The organism is Paenibacillus sp. P46E (assembly GCF_001909095.1).
Taxonomy (GTDB): Bacteria; Bacillota; Bacilli; order Paenibacillales; family Paenibacillaceae; genus Paenibacillus_AQ; species Paenibacillus_AQ helianthi.
The window spans coordinates 1-17,922 of record NZ_LVYZ01000078.1 but is presented as its reverse complement, the minus strand read 5'-3'; the positions used below and the strand labels follow the sequence as shown (position 1 = coordinate 17,922).

Annotated in this window: 19 protein-coding genes; 5 read left to right on the top strand and 14 right to left on the bottom strand. The window is 46.4% G+C overall.

From position 1 onward, the window contains the following. Positions 1-17 precede the first annotated feature (17 nt). The 6 genes from A3849_RS28090 to A3849_RS28065 all read right to left on the bottom strand — a co-directional run bounded on the left by A3849_RS28090 (position 18) and on the right by A3849_RS28065 (position 7,047). Complete coding sequence (locus A3849_RS28090; RefSeq protein WP_074114381.1) at positions 18-977, bottom strand: ABC transporter ATP-binding protein; 960 nt, start codon at positions 975-977, stop codon at positions 18-20. Beyond that, complete coding sequence (locus A3849_RS28085) at positions 967-2,001, bottom strand: ABC transporter ATP-binding protein (RefSeq protein ID WP_074114380.1); 1,035 nt, start codon at positions 1,999-2,001, stop codon at positions 967-969. The genes A3849_RS28090 and A3849_RS28085 overlap by 11 nt, the downstream gene beginning before the upstream one ends. 11 nt (positions 2,002-2,012) lie before the next feature. Further along, the gene (locus tag A3849_RS28080) at positions 2,013-2,912 is read right to left on the bottom strand and encodes an ABC transporter permease (protein WP_218619271.1); all 900 of its coding nucleotides are present in this window, start codon (positions 2,910-2,912) and stop codon (positions 2,013-2,015) included. A 22-nt stretch (positions 2,913-2,934) separates the two neighbouring features. Then, the gene (locus A3849_RS28075) at positions 2,935-3,894 is read right to left on the bottom strand and encodes an ABC transporter permease (RefSeq protein WP_074114378.1); all 960 of its coding nucleotides are present in this window, start codon (positions 3,892-3,894) and stop codon (positions 2,935-2,937) included. 19 nt (positions 3,895-3,913) lie between these two features. Beyond that, positions 3,914-5,539, bottom strand: a complete 1,626-nt coding sequence (locus tag A3849_RS28070) for a peptide ABC transporter substrate-binding protein (protein ID WP_074114377.1) — start codon at positions 5,537-5,539, stop codon at positions 3,914-3,916. 311 nt (positions 5,540-5,850) lie between these two features. After that, positions 5,851-7,047 carry a PucR family transcriptional regulator gene (locus tag A3849_RS28065; RefSeq protein ID WP_074114376.1) on the bottom strand — a complete coding sequence of 399 codons (1,197 nt, stop codon included), beginning with the start codon at positions 7,045-7,047 and terminating at the stop codon, positions 5,851-5,853. 263 nt (positions 7,048-7,310) lie between these two features. Here A3849_RS28065 and A3849_RS28060 point away from each other — a divergent pair, with 263 nt between their 5' ends. Genes A3849_RS28060 through A3849_RS28045 form a run of 4 tightly spaced genes read left to right on the top strand, consistent with a single transcriptional unit; the run spans position 7,311 to position 10,448 of the window. Beyond that, positions 7,311-7,934 carry a TetR/AcrR family transcriptional regulator gene (locus A3849_RS28060; RefSeq protein WP_074114375.1) on the top strand — a complete coding sequence of 208 codons (624 nt, stop codon included), beginning with the start codon at positions 7,311-7,313 and terminating at the stop codon, positions 7,932-7,934. Positions 7,935-7,951: 17 nt separating this feature from the next. After that, complete coding sequence (locus A3849_RS28055; RefSeq protein ID WP_074114374.1) at positions 7,952-8,836, top strand: ABC transporter ATP-binding protein; 885 nt, start codon at positions 7,952-7,954, stop codon at positions 8,834-8,836. Between the two features lie 7 nt (positions 8,837-8,843). Then, on the top strand, positions 8,844-9,641 hold the full coding sequence (locus tag A3849_RS28050) for an ABC transporter permease (RefSeq protein ID WP_074114373.1): 798 nt from the start codon (positions 8,844-8,846) through the stop codon (positions 9,639-9,641). Between the two features lie 15 nt (positions 9,642-9,656). Then, the gene (locus A3849_RS28045; RefSeq protein WP_074114372.1) at positions 9,657-10,448 is read left to right on the top strand and encodes an ABC transporter permease subunit; all 792 of its coding nucleotides are present in this window, start codon (positions 9,657-9,659) and stop codon (positions 10,446-10,448) included. A 107-nt stretch (positions 10,449-10,555) separates the two neighbouring features. Here A3849_RS28045 and A3849_RS28040 read toward each other — a convergent pair whose 3' ends face one another. From A3849_RS28040 to A3849_RS28010, 7 genes are all read right to left on the bottom strand, one after another. Further along, complete coding sequence (locus A3849_RS28040) at positions 10,556-11,161, bottom strand: pentapeptide repeat-containing protein (RefSeq protein ID WP_074085474.1); 606 nt, start codon at positions 11,159-11,161, stop codon at positions 10,556-10,558. Between the two features lie 146 nt (positions 11,162-11,307). Beyond that, positions 11,308-11,937: a DUF2812 domain-containing protein gene (locus tag A3849_RS28035; RefSeq protein WP_074114371.1), complete on the bottom strand. Its 630-nt coding sequence runs from the start codon at positions 11,935-11,937 to the stop codon at positions 11,308-11,310. Further along, positions 11,924-12,265 (bottom strand): PadR family transcriptional regulator, encoded by a 342-nt coding sequence (locus tag A3849_RS28030; RefSeq protein WP_074114370.1) that lies wholly within the window; start codon positions 12,263-12,265, stop codon positions 11,924-11,926. Before A3849_RS28030 ends, A3849_RS28035 begins: the two co-directional genes overlap by 14 nt. A 301-nt stretch (positions 12,266-12,566) precedes the next feature. Continuing rightward, the gene (locus A3849_RS28025; RefSeq protein ID WP_074114369.1) at positions 12,567-13,082 is read right to left on the bottom strand and encodes a hypothetical protein; all 516 of its coding nucleotides are present in this window, start codon (positions 13,080-13,082) and stop codon (positions 12,567-12,569) included. A 202-nt stretch (positions 13,083-13,284) separates the two neighbouring features. Then, complete coding sequence (locus tag A3849_RS28020; protein WP_256701032.1) at positions 13,285-13,929, bottom strand: RHS repeat-associated core domain-containing protein; 645 nt, start codon at positions 13,927-13,929, stop codon at positions 13,285-13,287. 303 nt (positions 13,930-14,232) lie between these two features. Further along, positions 14,233-14,700, bottom strand: a complete 468-nt coding sequence (locus A3849_RS28015) for a contact-dependent growth inhibition system immunity protein (protein ID WP_074114367.1) — start codon at positions 14,698-14,700, stop codon at positions 14,233-14,235. Positions 14,701-14,712: 12 nt separating this feature from the next. Beyond that, positions 14,713-15,081: a polymorphic toxin type 28 domain-containing protein gene (locus tag A3849_RS28010; protein ID WP_074114366.1), complete on the bottom strand. Its 369-nt coding sequence runs from the start codon at positions 15,079-15,081 to the stop codon at positions 14,713-14,715. A gap of 764 nt (positions 15,082-15,845) precedes the next feature. On the opposite strand from A3849_RS28010, the gene A3849_RS28005 reads away from it, so the two are divergent. Next, a complete protein-coding gene (locus A3849_RS28005) occupies positions 15,846-17,066 on the top strand; it encodes an IS256 family transposase (protein WP_074114365.1) in 1,221 nt (406 codons plus the stop codon). A gap of 504 nt (positions 17,067-17,570) precedes the next feature. Here A3849_RS28005 and A3849_RS33180 read toward each other — a convergent pair. Then, positions 17,571-17,922: hypothetical protein (locus tag A3849_RS33180; protein ID WP_178382824.1), on the bottom strand; the 352-nt coding region annotated here is incomplete at its 5' end.

Here is a 17,922-nt window from a genome sequence, read left to right as displayed (position 1 = left end):
CCCTTCTATGTTGGGGTTCAATACAAATGGCAGGCAACGGTATGTCCGGCAGCCACCTCGACCGGCTTCGGCCTGTCGGAATGGCACACCTCCATCACGCTGGGACAGCGGCTGCAGAATGCACAGCCGGGAATCACACTTGCCGGGCTGGGGATTTCCCCCTTTAGATAGTCCTTCTCCACGCTCTGGGCCTTATCGGGATCGGCAGTAGGCACCGCCGAGATCAGCCCTTGCGTATACGGATGAAGCGGCTTCTCATAGATTGTCTTACTGTCAGCCACTTCCACAACAGCCCCCAGATACATGACCGCGACACGGTCGCTGATATAACGGACCATGTTCAAATCATGGGCAATAAAAAGATGCGTCAGCGCCAGCTCCTTCTGCAGCCGTTTCAGCAGGTTCACAATCTGGGCCTGAATGGACACATCGAGTGCGGAGATTGGCTCATCACTGACAATGAATTCAGGCTCCAGCGACAGAGCGCGGGCGATGCCGATGCGCTGCCGCTGGCCCCCGCTGAATTCATGCGGATATCGTCCAGCCAATTCGCGCCTCAGCCCCACCAGATCCAGCAGCTCATGGACCCGTTCCATGCGCTTGCTGCCACGGTACAGGCCGTGGATATCCAGGCCCTCGCCGATAATAACAGCAACGGTTTTGCGCGGATTGAGCGAAGCATAAGGGTCCTGGAAGATCATCTGTGCACGCCTGGAGAAGGCAAGCCGGTCCTTTTTGCTTTTAACGGCAATCGGCTGGCCAGCATATTCAATGGTCCCTTCCGTCGGAGGATACACGCCAAGGATTGCTTTGCCAAGTGTCGATTTGCCGCTTCCGCTTTCACCGACAAGCGAGAGTGTCTCTCCCCTGCGGATTTCCAGATCCACATCATTGACCGCCCTCAGCAGCTTGCCGCCTCCGATAGAGAAGTATTTCTTAAGCCCTTTTACCTGAACCAATATCTTGTCATCCTGCAATCAAGATCCCCTCCTTCGCCGCTCTTTCCACCTTGGGAGCACCTGGATGAAGCAGCCAGCAGGCGCATTGATGATCCCCGGCAACCTCCTGCTGCTCAGGCTCCGTCTCCAGGCAAATCCGCATAGCATAAGGGCATCTTGGCGCAAATCCGCAGCCCGGGGAAGGATTGACCAGACGCGGCGGTGTGCCTCCTATCGTCTGCAGCTCACTGTTCTGGTCCTGATCCGGGCTGGGTATGGAGTTCATCAGACCCCAGGTATAGGGATGCTTGGGGTGATGAAAAATCTCGCGCGCCGAACCAATCTCCACAATCTTTCCGGCATACATTACAGCGATCCGCTGGGCAATGCTTGCAGCTACGGCAAGATCATGGGTAATGAGGAGTATGGACATTCCGTTCGACTTCTGAATGCTCCGCAGCAGGTCAATAATCTGCGCCTGAATGGTAACATCCAGTGCGGTGGTCGGCTCATCGGCAATGAGCAGCTTCGGCTTGCAGGCGATGGCGGCCGCAATGAGCGCCCGCTGCCGCATCCCGCCGCTAAAGGCCCCGGGATACTGCTTCACCCGCTCCGCCGCGCCAGGGATACGGACGGCGGACAGCAGGTCCACTGCCATTTGAAGCCGACCGTGCTTTTTAACCTTCTGATGAATCTCCAGCGTCTCGCCAATCTGCCGCCCGACGGTCATTGTCGGGTTCAGGGAGGTCATCGGGTCCTGAAAGATCATTCCGGCCAGAGAACCTCTAATCTGCTGCATCTTCTTCTCATCCGCCTGAATAATGTCGATTCCATCCAGGCTGATCTCACCACTCTTGATGCGTGCAGGAGGTTCCGGATTCAGCCTTAGTATACTCTGGGCTGTTACGCTCTTGCCGCAGCCTGACTCACCGACAATCACCAGAGCTTCACCTTCCTTAATCTCGAAGGATACCCCTCTTACTGCCTGAAGCTCGCCGTCATAAGTGTCCATGGAAACCCGGAGATCCTTAACAGATAAAATCGTTCGCTGTGAATCTTCCATTCGCCATCCCTCTATTCTCTGTATTTTGGATCAATCAGGTCACGGAGAGTATCGCCCAGCAAATTAAAGGTCAGCATCGTAATGCAGAGGAACAGGGCAGGAACAAACAACAGTTCAGGGTACGTTTGCAAGCTCGCCGTCCCTTCGGAAGCCAGTGTTCCCAGACTCGCCAGCGGAATCTGCACGCCCAGACCGATATAGCTGAGGAACGCCTCTGTAAAGATGGCGGAAGGGATCGTCAGGGTCAAATTGACAATGACAATGCCCAGCGTGTTGGGAATCAATCCGCGGAGTATAATTCTCCACGCTCCCGCACCCAGAAGCCTGGAAGCCAGAACATACTCCCGTTCCTTGAGCTGGATGACCTGGCCTCTCACCAGCCGGGCCATTCCTGTCCAGCCCACTGTGGCATAGGCGATGATAATCGTCGTAACCCCAGGCTGGAGCACAATCATTAACAGAATTACGATGATCAGGTAAGGGATAGCCACAACCACATCCAGAACACGCATCATCAATTCATCAAGCTTGCCGCCAAAATACCCGGACACGCCTCCATAGATCAAGCCCACCACCAGATCAATCAGCACTGCCGAAAAAGCGATGGTCAGGGAGATCCGGGTGCCATACCATACCCGGACAAATACATCCCTGCCCAGCTTGTCTGTTCCGAAGATATGGCCATCTGTCAACAAACCCAGATTCGTTCGGGTCAAATCCTGATCGGCTATAGAGAACTGACTCAGCATGGGAATCAATACTGCCCCGCTGACAAGCAGCAGCAGGATGAAGAGACAGGCCATGCCGACCTTGCTTTTGCGCAGCCTTCCGAATATATCTTTCCAGTAGCCTGGCGCCTGCCGTGCTATGCCGGATGGCACCTCTTCCATGGGGCCAACTCTCTCAAACAAATCCGCTTTGTACTCCATATCCTCACACTTTCGATTTAAATAGTCTGATATTTGGGTCAACCAGGGGGTAAGACAGGTCCACCAGAAGATTCGCACCGATCAAAAAGACTCCCAGAAACAACGTTGTTCCTGCAATCATCGTATAGTCGTTGGTCTGGACACTGCTCACGAAATATTTGCCCATACCAGGAATGTTAAAGATATTCTCGACGACAAAAGCTCCAGTCAGGACTGATGCCGTGAGGGGACCCAGCACCGTCATTACCGGCATCACGGCATTCCTCAGCATATGCCGGACAACAAGCTGCCGTTGTGAGAGCCCCCTCGCCTTGGCTGTCTTGATATAGTCCTGGTTCGCCACATCCAGCAAACTGCTCCGCATCATTCTGGCTATAACCGCAAGCGCGCTCAGACCCAGAACAAAGGAAGGCAAAATCTTATGGGCTTCGGAAGACCAGCCGCCAATCGGCAGCAGTCTGAACCCTAACACCTCGCTGGTGAATCCCGAAAGCTTCAGCGCCACGAAGTACTGCAGCAGCGTCCCGAGTATAAAGCTTGGAACCGAGATGCCAATGGCGGCAATCACCATGGATAGAGTGTCCCAGACCTTCCCTCTGTTCAGGGCGGCAACGATTCCCAGCAGCATGCCCGTGATGACCGCGAACAGCAGCGCCCGGATGCCCAGATCGAAGGAGAACGGGAAGGCTTCGAACAAAATGGTGCTGACGGATTTGCCGGTATAGATCATGGAATCGCCGAAGTCCCCTTGAAGAGCGTTACCCAGATACTTGAGATATTGGATGAGCAGCGGCTGATCCAGGCCGTATTTGGCATAAAGTGCGCTTTTGGTACTGTCCGAGATCGCCTTGGAACCAACAAACGGGTCACCCGGTAGCAGATGCATAAGAATAAACGTCAGCGTGATTAGTACCCAGAGCGTTAAAACCGCAAAGCCAAGCCTTTTGAATACATATCTAAGCAATCTTAATCACCCCGTATCCCTATTGCTTCTCGATATATGCCGAATAGAGATTGATGTCCTGAAAGGCGCTGCGTACAACCCCTTTAAGCTTGGGCTGCACCACATACGACTGGTTCTGGAAGTAGATCGGACCGATCGGAAGATCCTGCATCAGTTTCGTCTCCGCCTGCTTCAGCAGGTCAAAGCGCTTGGAGGCATCCAGCTCGACAGCCGCTGTATGGATCAACTCGTCGTACCCGCTGTCTGCATATAAAGAATTATTATTGCCGTTGCCTGTGGTGAACATATCCAGGAAAGTCATCGGATCATTATAGTCCGGCCCCCACATGCCGATGGCGATCTGAAAATCCTTCGCATGCAGCTTGGACAACATGGCCTTGTATGGCATCGTCTCTACCTTGACACTCAGTCCAAGGTTCTTTTTCCAGAATTCCTGATAGGCTGCTGCCTTCAGCTTGGTATCGCCCCGGTCATCGACCAGCAGGGTCAGCTCAGGGGCAGCAGAGAGGCCAAGCTCCTTAAGGCCTTGCTCCAAAAATGTCTTTGCGTCAGCTGCATCATTATCCTTGATCAGATCACCTACTGCATCCTTGAAGCTGCCGTTTTCTCCGGCTACGTCGGGGTTGGTGAAGCTGAGCGCCGGAACCGAAGTGTCCTTCAGTACATTGTCGATCAGCGATTTCCGGTCAATAGAAAGAGTTAGCGCGGTGCGGATATTTTTATTTTTCAAAATGCTATTCTCGAGATTGTATACAAAATATGCAGTCGCTCCGTCCGACTTCGTCAGCACGTCATAACCCGCTGTTTTGGCCTGGGCAATCTGGTCACCACCCCTGAGCGTCACAGAATCCAATTCGCCGGATACGAACATATTGTAGGCCGTGGCAGGTTCACCCACGATCTTCATATTGACCTTGTCCAGCTTGATGTTGGCCGCATCATAATAATCTGCATTCTTGACCAGTGTAATCTGGCTGTTATGCTCCCAGCCTTCGATTTTCCACGGTCCGTTGTAGATCAGCTTGTCCGCATCGGTACCGTAAGTATCCTTGGCCTGCTTGTTGTAGAAAGCTTCATTGACCGGCAGGTATGGGGCCGAAGATACAAGGAACGGGAAGTAGGCGGTCGGCTGGGTTAACGTCACCTGAAGTGTTGTGTCATCCACCACCTTAATACCAAGTCCATCTGCGCCTCCGCTGCCGCCATTATATTCAGCGGCTCCTTTGATTGGAAACAGCAGATAAGCGTAAGGCGCACCATAATCCTTGCTCAGAATGGTCTTCCACCCAAATTCAAAATCAGCCGCTTTCACTGCAGTGCCGTCAGACCACTTGGCATCCCTTAAATGAAAGGTGTAGATCAGATTATCATCCGAAACCTCCCACTTCTCCGCTATTCCGGGAATGGGCTTGTTGTCCTTGTCAAGCTTCGTCAAGCCTTCCTGCACATGTCTCAGCACGTTCATCGAGACAACATCGGTGGTCTGCAGGGAATTCAACTGCGGGGGCTCGGATTCGATATTAATGGTGGCAGTCTGCGTGTCATCAACAGTAGAATCACTGGCGGATTCGGGGCCGCAGGCTGTCACCATGAGCATCATTACCATGGCCAGAGCTGTAAAAAAAGTCCATTTCCCTTGTTTCATCCTTTTTCCCCCTTGATATGAAATTGCACTACCCATGTCATCTTTTAGCCTTTTTTCTGTGTAGAAGTTATTTAATGTCACTAATAGTAACATAAGATTTTTAGATTTGTAATGTGCTCTCCGCCACATCATTCCGGCTTCGACATGTGCAAAATGCCTACATCGCAAGGTTTCAGTGCAGTTTTGAATCAAAAACCCATTGAAGTAACAAAAAAATAAAAATCCTACTTCATACAAAATGTTATCTTATATGACATGCAATCCATGCAAAAAAACCGCTTTTAGAGTCAAAAGCGGTATCCTTAATTAGACTATGCCGTTTTCCGGTCAAGATAGTTTTTGATCAGAACGCCAAAGAGCAGGCTATGAAGAGTGTCGGTATCCTTGAGGCTTTTGCCGATGATTTTTTCAATCCGGTTCAGCCGGATGTTGAGGGTATTCCGGTGAATATAGAGTTCGGCTGCACTGTCGATCAGATTCATCTTGTTTGTGAAAAAAATATCCAGCGTTCTGAACAGCTCCGTTCCATTCTTATGGTCATATTCAACCAGGCTGCCGATCCACCTGCTGCAAAAACGCCGCAGCTCTTCCTCCTTCAATGAGAAAAACAGCTGATAGACCCCAAGATCCTCGTAGAGTGAGACCCGGTTCTTGTCATTCTGCCTGCATGTGATCTCCATACTCCGCTCTGCTTCTAGATAGCTGTTCTTAAGCGCGGAGTACGGATAAGCTCCCCCGAGGCAGGCATAGACATCGATCCCTTTAAAGTAGGTGTTAATGCTCTCGCTAATCCACTGGAGCTTCTGCACAAAACGCATCTGATCCTGCTCCGGTCCCGTCTGTTGGGCCAGATAGACCACGTTATTGCTGTACATCGTCAGCAGGCTGTCATCATAACGCTTCACTATGCTCACAACGACCTGCCTGTAGAAAGAGATGAATTTGCTGAACGAATGATCCCATTCCATATTCATCCGGTTCAAATATCCGCTCAAATTATCAATGTAAAGGACAGCCACCTGATAGGGAATATTCAAGTCGATGCCGTAGTATCCCGCCTTGCTCACCCATTCGTGAACGGACTCCGTATCCCCGAAGCACAGCCGCTCAAGCAAATGTTCAGTGATAGAAGTCCTGCTCTCCTCTTCTAATATTTTACTGGAAATCTCTTTGGTGATTTCAACGATAATGGATTCGCGGGGAAGCTCGAACACTGGCATCCGCAAATCGTCCGCATACGGCTTCAGGGACTGAATCACTTCGGAAGTCATCTCGTCATTCGCCAGAAAAATAATACCTGAAGCATTTTTTTCGGCGGCTTCCTTGAGCAGCTCAACGAGGCTATCCATATCGCATTTTAATCCCAGTCCGCCAAAAAATAGCAACTCCCCGCCAAAAATCCACATTTTCACTGAGTTGGTCTGCACAATATACGGCCAGGTAACCACCCGGTCCAAACCCGTCTCGCCCGCGACCAGTCTTAATTGCTTCAGTGTGCGGAAAGACATAACCTCCTGGCATTTAAGAACCAATGTGACTCGCCTCCGAATGATGTAGATTGCTGGAAATACAGCTCACGATATAGTTTACAATATACATGATTTCAGCTTCGCGCATCAATTGGCATTATCTAAGCCGTTAGGGAAACCGCTATAAATATCCATATTGACCACACCAGTCAAAAGGAATATGCTTACTTTGACCGATGTGGTCAATATTATGGTCATGATCGATACATATAACTAATGTAGTACCCCTGGAGGTGATACCATTGTTCTCCAAGTTTCTAAATCTAAGTAAGGATAAGCAGGACCGCATCATAAATGCCGCCTTACAAGAATTCGCGCTTAAAGGGTACCAGAATGCCTCCACCAATGAAATCGTGAAGCAGGCGGGAATCTCCAAAGGTCTGCTGTTCCATTATTTTAATAATAAGAAGGACCTGTACTTATTTTTGTTTGATTATTTTATAGAAATGCTGATGGAGGAAATACACGCACACATCGATTGGGAGCAGCGTGATATTTTTATCAAATACAGGAATGTGGCAATCCTTAAATTCGGATTATTTCAGAAATACCCGAATGCCTTTGAATTCATAAAGAGAGTGTATCCTGAGGATTCCAGTGAGGTGAAGCCCGATTTAGAGAACCGGAAAAAAGAGTTTTTGAATAAGGGCTATAAAGATTTGTTCGGTGATATTGACCTCACCCCGTTCAAAGAGGGAATCGATATCGAAAAGGCGGTAAACATTATCTATTGGACTATGGAAGGGCTCGCCTACCGATTGCAGGCGCAGACGGCTACGGTACCTGTGGGTCAAATTCAGCTAGAGGATATCATTGCCGAGCTCGACGTCTATAGTGAGATGCTTAGACATTCTTTTTATCAATAGTTCCGGGAGGTTCTGCCATGAATGTGATTGAAATTAATCATCTGACCAAAACGTACGGTAAGTCCAGAGGCATCACGGATATCAGCTTTAATGTAGAAGAGGGGGAGATATTCGGATTCATCGGGCCTAATGGTGCGGGAAAATCGACTACGATCCGGACCTTGCTGTCCCTGATTTACCCGACTAGCGGCAACGCCAAGATTTTTGGCAAGGATTGCATTGAATTCGCTCCTGAGATCAAAAAGGAAATCGGGTATCTGCCTTCGGAAGTCTTTTATTATGACAATATGAAGGTGTTCGATCTCTTGAAGTATTCGGCCAGCTTCTACAAAAAGGACTGTACGAAAAGAATCAAGGAATTGGCGGAAATCATGGACCTTGACTTAACGAAGAAAATCGATGATTTGTCGCTCGGCAACAAAAAGAAGGTAGGGATTGTCCAAGGGCTGCTCCACGAGCCCAAGCTGATCATCCTGGATGAGCCCACCAGCGGCCTGGACCCGCTTATGCAGCAGAAATTCTTTGAACTGCTGGAAACGGAGAACCAAAAAGGCGCAACGGTTTTATTCTCATCCCATATTCTCAGTGAAGTTCAAAGGCTCTGCAACCGTGTTGCCATCATCAAAGAAGGAGCTATCGTTACGGTCGAAAAGATCAGCACCTTACAGGAAAATAACTATAAAAAATTCAAAATCCATACGAAAACAGCACTCGATAAGGAGTACTTCAATCTGCCGGGCGTCAGTCAATTAGAGGTTAAGGATCATCTGGTTCACTTTCTGTTCCGGGGCAACCTCAATGGGGTGCTCCAAAAAATAGCAGAAACGGACATCACCAATGTATGGATCGAGGAGCCGGATCTGGAGGAGATCTTTATGCACTACTATGTAAAGGAGGAATAGAGCACTGATGAATATTTTCCTGCACGAACTGAAGGCTTACCGGAAATCCACGATCATCTGGTTACTTTCTTTAATCGCAATCATGGTGCTGTTCATGTCCCTCTTCCCTTCTTTCCACAAAGATGCCGGGGAATTCACGAAGCTGCTTGAAGGCTATCCCGAATCATTAAGAAAAGCAATCGGGCTCGATTTGAACAATCTCTTTACGCTTATGGGCTTCTATACGTATTCGTTGACGTTCATCGTTCTGGTGGGAGCCATCCAGGCTATGAATCTGGGCACTTCGATTGTATCTAAAGAAGTCCGGGAGAAAACAGCAGATTTCCTGCTAACCAAGCCGGTTACACGTACAACGGTTATTACGGCGAAGCTGATGGCCGCATTCGTGTCCTTAGTCATTACCAATATTATTTATGGAGCGGCGGCCTATGGGATGGCTTCACAGGTGAAGGTGGAGGATTATAGCGTGAAGATGTTTCTCCTGCTCAGCTTAAGCATCTTGTGGGTTCAGCTGCTCTTTCTGGCCATCGGAATCGTGATGTCGGTCATGATCCGCAAGATCAAATCGGTGCTGACGGTTTCACTGGCTACAGTCTTTTCTTTTTACTTTATCGGGATGATCGGAGCAACCACCGGGGATGCCAGCCTGCGCTACCTGTCGCCCTTTAAATATTTTGATCCGTCCGAAATCTTACAACATTCAGGATACGAGATCTCCTATGTAATCACCGGGGCCGTTATTATTGGGATTGCCATCTCAGCCAGCTACTACGTGTATGCCAAAAAAGATATTCATGCGGTGTAAAAGGGGGGATCATTTGTGAATATATTTTGGAGAGAAATGAAATCGTACCGGAAATCTTTAATCTTCTGGAGCATCGGTGTGTTCCTCATGGTAGCCTCCGGCATGGGTAAATACGCAGGGTTATCCGCCTCCGGACAGTCCATGGGCCAGATGATGGCCGACATGCCCAAATCACTGCAGGCGATATTAGGAATTGGTAACCTGGATCTGAATACAGCCAGCGGATATTACGGAATGTTATTCGTCTATTTGCTATTGATGGCCACGATTCATGCCGCCATGCTGGGGGCGAATATCATCTCTAAGGAAGAGCGGGATAAAACCTCGGAATTTCTATTTGTTAAGCCGGTTTCCAGACATCACATCATCACCTCCAAATTATTGGCAGCCTTAGTCAATATCATCCTATTTAATCTGGTTACTTTATGGGCTTCTCTTCTTATGGTAGGAAAGTACAGCAAGGGGGAGTCCGTTGCAGGGGATATCACCATGACCATGCTTGCCATGTTGATTCTACAGCTCCTGTTCATGTCTATCGGAACGGCAACTGCAGCCGTGCAAAAAAAATCCAAGGCCGCCGCATCCCTTGCCACAGGAATTCTTTTGCTCACCTTTGTATTGTCGATTGCGATCGACTTGAACGACAGGCTTGCAAGCCTGAAATACATCACACCGTTTAAGTATTTTGAAGCCAAAAATGTGATGTATGGCGGAGGATTGGATGTCGTCTTCGTGCTTCTGTCGGCAGCGCTCATTGTGGTGCTTGTCGCCGTGACTTATGTTTTTTTCAATAAAAGGGATTTGTAGAAATACAACTTGAGCCATTCACGGCACACGAATAAGCGGAGACCACCATGGCCTCCGCTCTGTGTACATCCTATCCGATTGCTGACTTTTCATACGCTTTGCTGAACTTAATCCACCTTCGCACCATAGGAACGCAGGAACACAACGGCTTGCTCCCTGTCCATCCGCACTCCTTTCACCATCAGCGCTTTCATATCCACACCTTCCAGCTTGGCTCCTCGCAGATCAGCCCCGGTCAGGATGGCTTTGCCCAGCATGGCTCTTGTCAGATCACAGTCTCTCAGGTCAGCCTTGGCCAAATCACTCTCCGACAGATCCGCTTCAAAAAAACGGATGCCCCGCAAATCCTGTTTGCCAAGCTTGGTATACCTCAGATTGGTGTAGGACCAGTCTCCCCCGCTTAGTGTAATGCCATCCATCTGAGCGCCCGCGAAATCAGAACCGGTCATTTTGCAGGAGATGAACTTGCTTACAAAGAGATTCGCACCGCTGAATTTACAATTTTCGAATGCAGATTCGGTGTGGATCGAAGCATTCAGGGCTGCGCCTTTAAAATCACATTCGATAAAACGGCAATGGGTGGTATCGATTTCTTCCAATGAGGTGTTCATGAAGGTGCAGTTAGTAAATGTGCAGCGGATCAGCTCGCCATAACGTAAATCATGCCCGTCAAAACGGACATCCACAAATTCCCGGTCGTTGTACTGGTACATGTCTTTCCTCCGATAACAATAAGCTATACAATGTGCATAAAAACGCCATTCCACTAATTTTATCATATCTGTGTCAAGTGTTTTTTCCATAAGCTGTAATTTCAATGAAATATATTTTTAGCGGGTATGCAGCATAACCCCACTCGTTAATCGGACAGGCCCTCTCCCTGAGATCGCTTATATTGCCGGTTCGCCTTAAAGGCGAAGATCAGATAGAGCATAATCACCAGGGGCAGGAGCCAAGCGCTCAATCCCCGAAGAAGTGCAAACGGCGTTTCGAACAGAAAGGCCCGCCAAAACCCAACTCCAGTCTTTTCCCATAATCCAGGGGTCAAATAGAGGGCTTCGGGATCGAGCAGAGCCGCCGGCTTGAGAGTACCTGTTGACATCAGCGCTACAATAATCGGAAAAAAAGACAAGGAAATCGAGAACCACATCTCTGACAAACGTTTATACCGCCCGGCTTTGGAATCGGCATCCGAAAAAATATCCTCGCTCCCCTGATCATTCACCATCTTAAAATACTGATATCCCGAACTTTTCGAACCCTGGATGTGCTTCCAGCCGCTGTCCTCGAAGAGGGCACGATAATCCTCGAAATCCTCTTTCTTGACAAAAGCACGGTAATCAATCTTTATTCGGCCAACCTCCGGTTCGGCTTCATGAAATTCGTAGCTGAACAACGATTTCCCGACAAATCGCCAGCCCCGCCCGGCCATATCATTCAGCCATTTCTCTTCATGGTCTAAATTCGTAAAACACTTACATTTCCGCATAAGGTTCCCTCCCGTCTGAGTTCCAAATTCTTCGCGTGATCTCCATCATGTGATTCATCCGTTCATAGTCCCGGCACATGACCGCCCGCCCTTCTTCTGTAATCACATAGACCTTACGCCGGTTATCTACCGTGCCGACAGGTTCAATGAACCTAAGCTTAATCAGATTCTCAATCGCACCATATAGCGTGCCCGCAGCCATTCTTACCTGTCCTCCACTAAGCTCTTCAACCTTTTGCAGGATCAAATACCCGTGTGCCGGCTCATGCAGGGCGAGCAGGATATAATAGACCGTTTCCGTAAGCGGCAGATATTTGTCTCTCCCCATATCTCTTCTCCTTTGGATATCAAACTGTACTTGTGGCAAGATATTATATAGTTCAACTGTATAGTCATACTATATACATTCCAACTGTATATTGCAACTATATATTTCCAATAGGGTGACATGTGCCATGAGGCAGAAGAAAAACCACACGGGGCGCTCCCGTGTGGTTAGAAAATCGAGAATAAGTTTTTAATCAAACACTACGTCCCCCCGCTAGGTTTTAGCGCTGTTGGAGAGCAGTTAGTCTATTAATATATTTTCTCAACCTAGTACTTAATTTTCTTCTAACAGCATTACGATCCTATAATTTCAATGATTCCTTCAATTCCTTATGTTCCTCTATTGTTAAATTATTAATGGAAACATGAGTTACATACTTCTCATAATCGAACCCAATATTCATTCTGCCAAGCCTAACTATCTGATTGCATTCATCTATTTTCCCAATAATAGCTGTAATTGTACTTTTACCCAAGAATACTTGAAAATCTTTAATATAATCATATATCCCTTTTTGAGGAATAATACTATTATCAAAAACAGGAGTACCATCCTCTATCTTATTATTTTTTATGATTACATCACTCAATACCGCATTTCCAACTGCTGTTAACGTCACTTTTTTCAGTACTCCTGTATTAGAACCTATCCCAAACTCTATTAATGAACTTTCTATATCCCCCGTTCTCCAGTACACAATATTTTCATTTACTAAATCATAACAATCTCCAATTTGGGCACTAAAAGGAACATAATAGTCTATCTCAATTTGACATCCTCTACTCTCTGCTATCTCACATAATCTGAGTAAATCCATATTTTCCTCCAATTAACAATTTATTTTTAAGGGTTATACCTAGCATGCTTCACAACAACATTTAACCCGGGTTCTCGTGGGGCTGAAAGCATAAATTCCCAAGTACCCTCGATTGACTACTAACTGAAGAGGTTGTTGTTCCAATATTCTTTCCTCCGCTTGTTATATACTCAAGCATATGTTTTGTACCATTCGGATTGACCTAAAAATCTTGGTCACCGACTTTAATATTAAATGATTTCGGAATTGATGTCCCCTCATAAGCAGATTGAGTGGCTTTGATGCTATCCCATACAGTTCCAGTTTTACTCGTCGCCTTAACAACATCCTCTGCTTTCAATGCTTTTTTTGCACTATTAATTAACGCTTTAACACCTGAAGCAGCTTTAACAGCGCCATTTTCCACAAGCATGAAATTTCTTTTTACAAACTCCGCTGCGGCTGCAGCTCTTACACCGCTGGAATACCTTTCGTCTCCCATGATCTGGGTTAGCTCAATCTGATTCATATCAGAGAAATGTACGAACTCCAAACCGGCACCACTTGAGCCACCATCTGAACCAATACTGTCAGCCCCTCGAGTCATCATGTGACCACTTGGGTCTGAATAAATCAACGGATTGTTATGAACATACGTATACAAGTTCAAACTCAGCGGATTATCAACCTGTCCTTCATACGTATCCTCATTTAAAAACCGCCCCATACTTGGATCATAGTACCGTGCACGCAGATAGTACAGTCCAGTTTCTTTGTCATAGAACTCACCCGCGTACTTGAACGAGTTGGAAGTTTGTTCCGTCTCGCTTGTGATGTTGCCCCATACATCGTAGGCGTAGCTGTTCACCACAGCCCCACGTCCACTATCTGTACCACATCGCCATCCCCATTATAGAGGTAGTAATAATCCTTGCCTGCCGATTTATCCTTCTTCACCAGTACCCGGTCGCCCCGTACGATGTTGCCTGCTTCACCACACTGCCGCCGCTTAGTTGTTCCTCGGTGATTACCTGTCCGTTAAAATCAAAGTTCACCTGCGTGTGCGTTTTGCCCGTACTTTTGAGATATCCAGAATGTCAAATGTTTATTACAAGAAAAAACCACATGGAGTATTAATCACATGTGGTTCAATAATTCAAAAAGACTACTTTTAAGATCTTTGAAGTGTGGTTTTTATTTTCAACAGTAATTGGTAGTATTCTTCTCGTTCTTGATCAGAATATCTCTCTTTATCTTCCGGGAAATTAAGTTCATTGTTTTTTATTAAACGTAAGAATTCCTCTACAAATGAACTGAGCAAGCTACAAACAACAGTATTTTCATCCCATTCATGCTCGTTAACTTGCGCAATTGCTTCCAATATTTCTCCGTCCCCTAAATAACCAGCAAGTGGGTCTATTCTTAACCTATTCAATGCTTCTGGAAAAACGTATGCAAGATGCATCGTTTGTCTAATTAACTTTGCTATGTCTCCATGATTTAAGTATTTTAGCTTTGTCTTCAGAATGCTGTCATACCAAACAGAAAGCGGTACATCTTCGTCAACCTTATAATCCTTAGTAAAGCCTTCTAATCTTAAAATATTATCAATTGTAAGTTCACTTAAACTTTCATTCATAATATCACTCTCCTATGGATTGACCGAATTTCTTATTTTCTTAACTTCGTCTAGAAATTTTTGCCCTTTGTTGATTGCATCTTGAACTGCCTTTTTTGTTACTTCCGATGTATTCTCGATAAATGGTTTGCTTTTTTGAGCATTTTTCAGCTTTTCTATCATTTTTTCAATCTTGGCTTCTGATTGCTCAACTTCTCGAATATGATTCCACGGTTTTCCTGTTGCAGGATTCAATTTTACATTTCCACTTTCATCATATAAAAAGCCATCCTTTAATTCCTTTTCATATGCATCAAGATGTTTTTCATTATTTACAGCTTTTAAGTTCCTTTCAATATTGTTAATTTGATCTTTTTGCCCCTTTGGGGTAGCCTTTGCCATAAATAAAGCAGGGGGAGAAGAGTGTACTCCGTGTGTATGCCATGGGTTGAAGAGTATTTTTTGACGGATTTGTTACGGTTAATTTGGGAGATGTTTGGAGGTAGAGCTTTTGCGGGGGCTTAAATGTATACAGCGGATTGTAATAGGGCAAATACAAGCGTTATTGAAAGTACGGACGTTTTCCTTACCTACGTATGCAAACGCCTCCTGCAGCACCTTAGATAGGTATCGTGTCCATCTAAACGCAAATGGGAGGAACGTTTGGTACTGCTCTTCCTCGCTGCGCTCGGAGACTCCGCTTCGCTTCGTCCATAGTTCGGTTTAGTAAATTGAAATGTTACAGACGATTTAAACCAGGTAATTTACGCCTTTAATACCTATACAGTCGGAAGTTAACATTTAAGAGGATTCGACCATCTTGAGTGACTTCTGAGTGCGTAGCATTCGTTCTATCGCCGCTTAGGGACTAAGTATTTTCTATACGGCTAATCTATTCTGTTAATCAGAGTCCCTCATACAGGTGTTTTTAAGGATGTCTGATCATTTTAACTCATCCGGAAGTGTTCGGAGGTGAGTGAGTCAATGAGGTGGAGTACTCCATAAACCGAGGGAAATCAGTATATATTTATTAAAATAAAATGTTACGTTTCGAACAGGGGGTGTACGTTTAAATCTTTGGTCAATTTAATTGGAGTCTGTAAAATATATTGTGTAAACTCTCAAACCCATTAAAATGGAAGTAAGAGAAAGGTTGGGGAGAGCACATGGGACTTTGGTCAAAACAGCAACTTTGGGAATTCATTAAAGAGAATAATCTGGTAACGGCGCAAGATGCACAGAATGCGTTAAAGGATTTATTTGCAGAGACGATTCAGGAGATGCTGGAAGCCGAAATGGACACCCACTTGGGCTATGGAAAGCATGAAGTGAAGGCGAAACTCACGCCAAACAGTCGGAACGGAAAGAGTCGTAAAACGGTAGTTAGTGAGTACGGTGAACAGGAAATTGCCATCCCCCGGGACCGCTTGGGTGAGTTTGAGCCCCTGGTAGTCAAGAAACATCAATCGAACGTAACCGGCATCGAAGAGCAAATTATCGCCCTATATGCCAAAGGGATCAGCACCAGAGAAATCCAGGATCACCTGGGACAAATGTATGGCATTGAGGTTTCCCCTACGCTCATTTCCAATGTCACGAACAAGATTGTACCTCTTATTAAAGAGTGGCAAAATCGGCCTCTACAAGGCGTCTATGCGGTCGTCTATCTGGATGCAATCCACTTCAAGTTTAAGCAAGACGGGGCCATTATCAACAAAGCCGCCTACATGGTGATTGGCATTGATCTGGACGGAAACAAAGATGTGCTAGGTATGTGGATCGGTGAGAACGAATCCTCCAAGTTCTGGCTGAGCGTGCTGAATGAGCTTAAGAATCGTGGTGTTCAAGACATCCTCATAATTTGCGTAGATAACCTGTCCGGGTTCTCTCAAGCGATTGCAGCCTGCTATCCCCAAACCGAAATCCAGAAGTGCATTATTCACCAAATTCGTAGTTCAACCCGGTACGTTTCGTATAAGGATATTAAGAAGGTGACTGCCGATTTAAAGCCCATTTACAAAGCGGCTACAGAGGAAGGAGCACTTCTTGAACTCGACCGTTTCGAAGAAGTTTGGGGAGCGAAGTATCCTCTAATTATCCGTTCTTGGCGGACGAATTGGGAGGAGCTCGCCACCTTTTTCAAGTACCCGCCCGAGATCCGAAAACTCATCTACACCACCAATATGATTGAGAGTTACCACCGTCAGCTTCGTAAAGTAACAAAGGGAAAGAGCATCTTTCCTACCGATGAAGCTCTGCTTAAAATGCTCTATCTGGCCACCGTCGATGTCACTCGAAAATGGACAGGACGAGTCCAAAACTGGGGGCAAATGCTGCTCCAGCTTTCGGTCTTTTTCCCTGATCGGGTCGGTCAACACTTGCGTTAAAATTGCGACTTCCCCCTCGGGGGAATCTATGCTTAAAAGAGTTTACACAAAATTATTGACAGACCCCAGGCAACACGAAATGATTACTCATGCCTACGTACAAACACAGCTTAACTTCCAGTCTATATTTGGACCAACTATTACCTTTATACTCTAACCTATTTGGTCAGTTATTCTCCAAAACAGCGTTACAAGTTCTAAGAAAGTACCATCTTTCCGCCCGCGCCTGCCCAAGTTTACGGCTGCAGCCCTTGGCAGCTTAGGATTTCGTTATGTTTTGGTGACTCATCCGGCTGCAATCGCCTCCAATGGATTCGTGTACCTCAAGCCGTGCTTTTGCCTCCGGCTTCCTTCAGATTCCACCTCGCGTTGGACACCTTTGCCCTTGGCTAACGTTAGGCGCTTGCTACCCCCGTTCGGGACTTTCACCCTAGAGATGACGCCCATGCTGGGCGTACAAAGAAAACACAAAACGAGAACTAGTCGTTTTGTGTTTTCTTTATATTAGCTAATAATCTCGCCTTTCCAATATTTTCTTAGTATCGGAATAAGGGATTCCCTGTAATTCATATATATACCACACTCTTCTAAAACAACCATTTTCCTCCCTGTTACACCCTCTTGAGTAGAGATGCACAAGAGATTTGCAGTTGCATGACCTGCAACAGGAGAATAATACACGATACCAACTTCTTGAACTTCATCCCACCTGATGAATTTTTTCTTTAGTAATGAGTGGAATTTCACACCCTCATTATTAAAATATATTTTTTTGTCAAAATACAAAAAATAACCATACACAACGGATATCAGAATCCAAGCAGAAATAATAATAATATTTGTACGTTCATTGTAG

Bases quoted from the DNA above. Each gene is read 5' to 3' on its own strand.
- A3849_RS28085 (WP_074114380.1), bottom strand. From the start codon at position 2,001: ATGGAAGATTCACAGCGAACGATTTTATCTGTTAAGGATCTCCGGGTT.
- A3849_RS28070 (WP_074114377.1), bottom strand. From the start codon at position 5,539: ATGAAACAAGGGAAATGGACTTTTTTTACAGCTCTGGCCATGGTAATG.
- A3849_RS28065 (WP_074114376.1), bottom strand. From the start codon at position 7,047: ATGTCTTTCCGCACACTGAAGCAATTAAGACTGGTCGCGGGCGAGACG.
- A3849_RS28055 (WP_074114374.1), top strand. From the start codon at position 7,952: ATGAATGTGATTGAAATTAATCATCTGACCAAAACGTACGGTAAGTCC.
- A3849_RS28050 (WP_074114373.1), top strand. From the start codon at position 8,844: ATGAATATTTTCCTGCACGAACTGAAGGCTTACCGGAAATCCACGATC.
- A3849_RS28040 (WP_074085474.1), bottom strand. From the start codon at position 11,161: ATGTACCAGTACAACGACCGGGAATTTGTGGATGTCCGTTTTGACGGG.
- A3849_RS28035 (WP_074114371.1), bottom strand. From the start codon at position 11,937: ATGCGGAAATGTAAGTGTTTTACGAATTTAGACCATGAAGAGAAATGG.
- A3849_RS28030 (WP_074114370.1), bottom strand. From the start codon at position 12,265: ATGGGGAGAGACAAATATCTGCCGCTTACGGAAACGGTCTATTATATC.
- A3849_RS28025 (WP_074114369.1), bottom strand. From the start codon at position 13,082: ATGGATTTACTCAGATTATGTGAGATAGCAGAGAGTAGAGGATGTCAA.
- A3849_RS28015 (WP_074114367.1), bottom strand. From the start codon at position 14,700: ATGAATGAAAGTTTAAGTGAACTTACAATTGATAATATTTTAAGATTA.
- A3849_RS28010 (WP_074114366.1), bottom strand. From the start codon at position 15,081: ATGGCAAAGGCTACCCCAAAGGGGCAAAAAGATCAAATTAACAATATT.
- A3849_RS28005 (WP_074114365.1), top strand. From the start codon at position 15,846: ATGGGACTTTGGTCAAAACAGCAACTTTGGGAATTCATTAAAGAGAAT.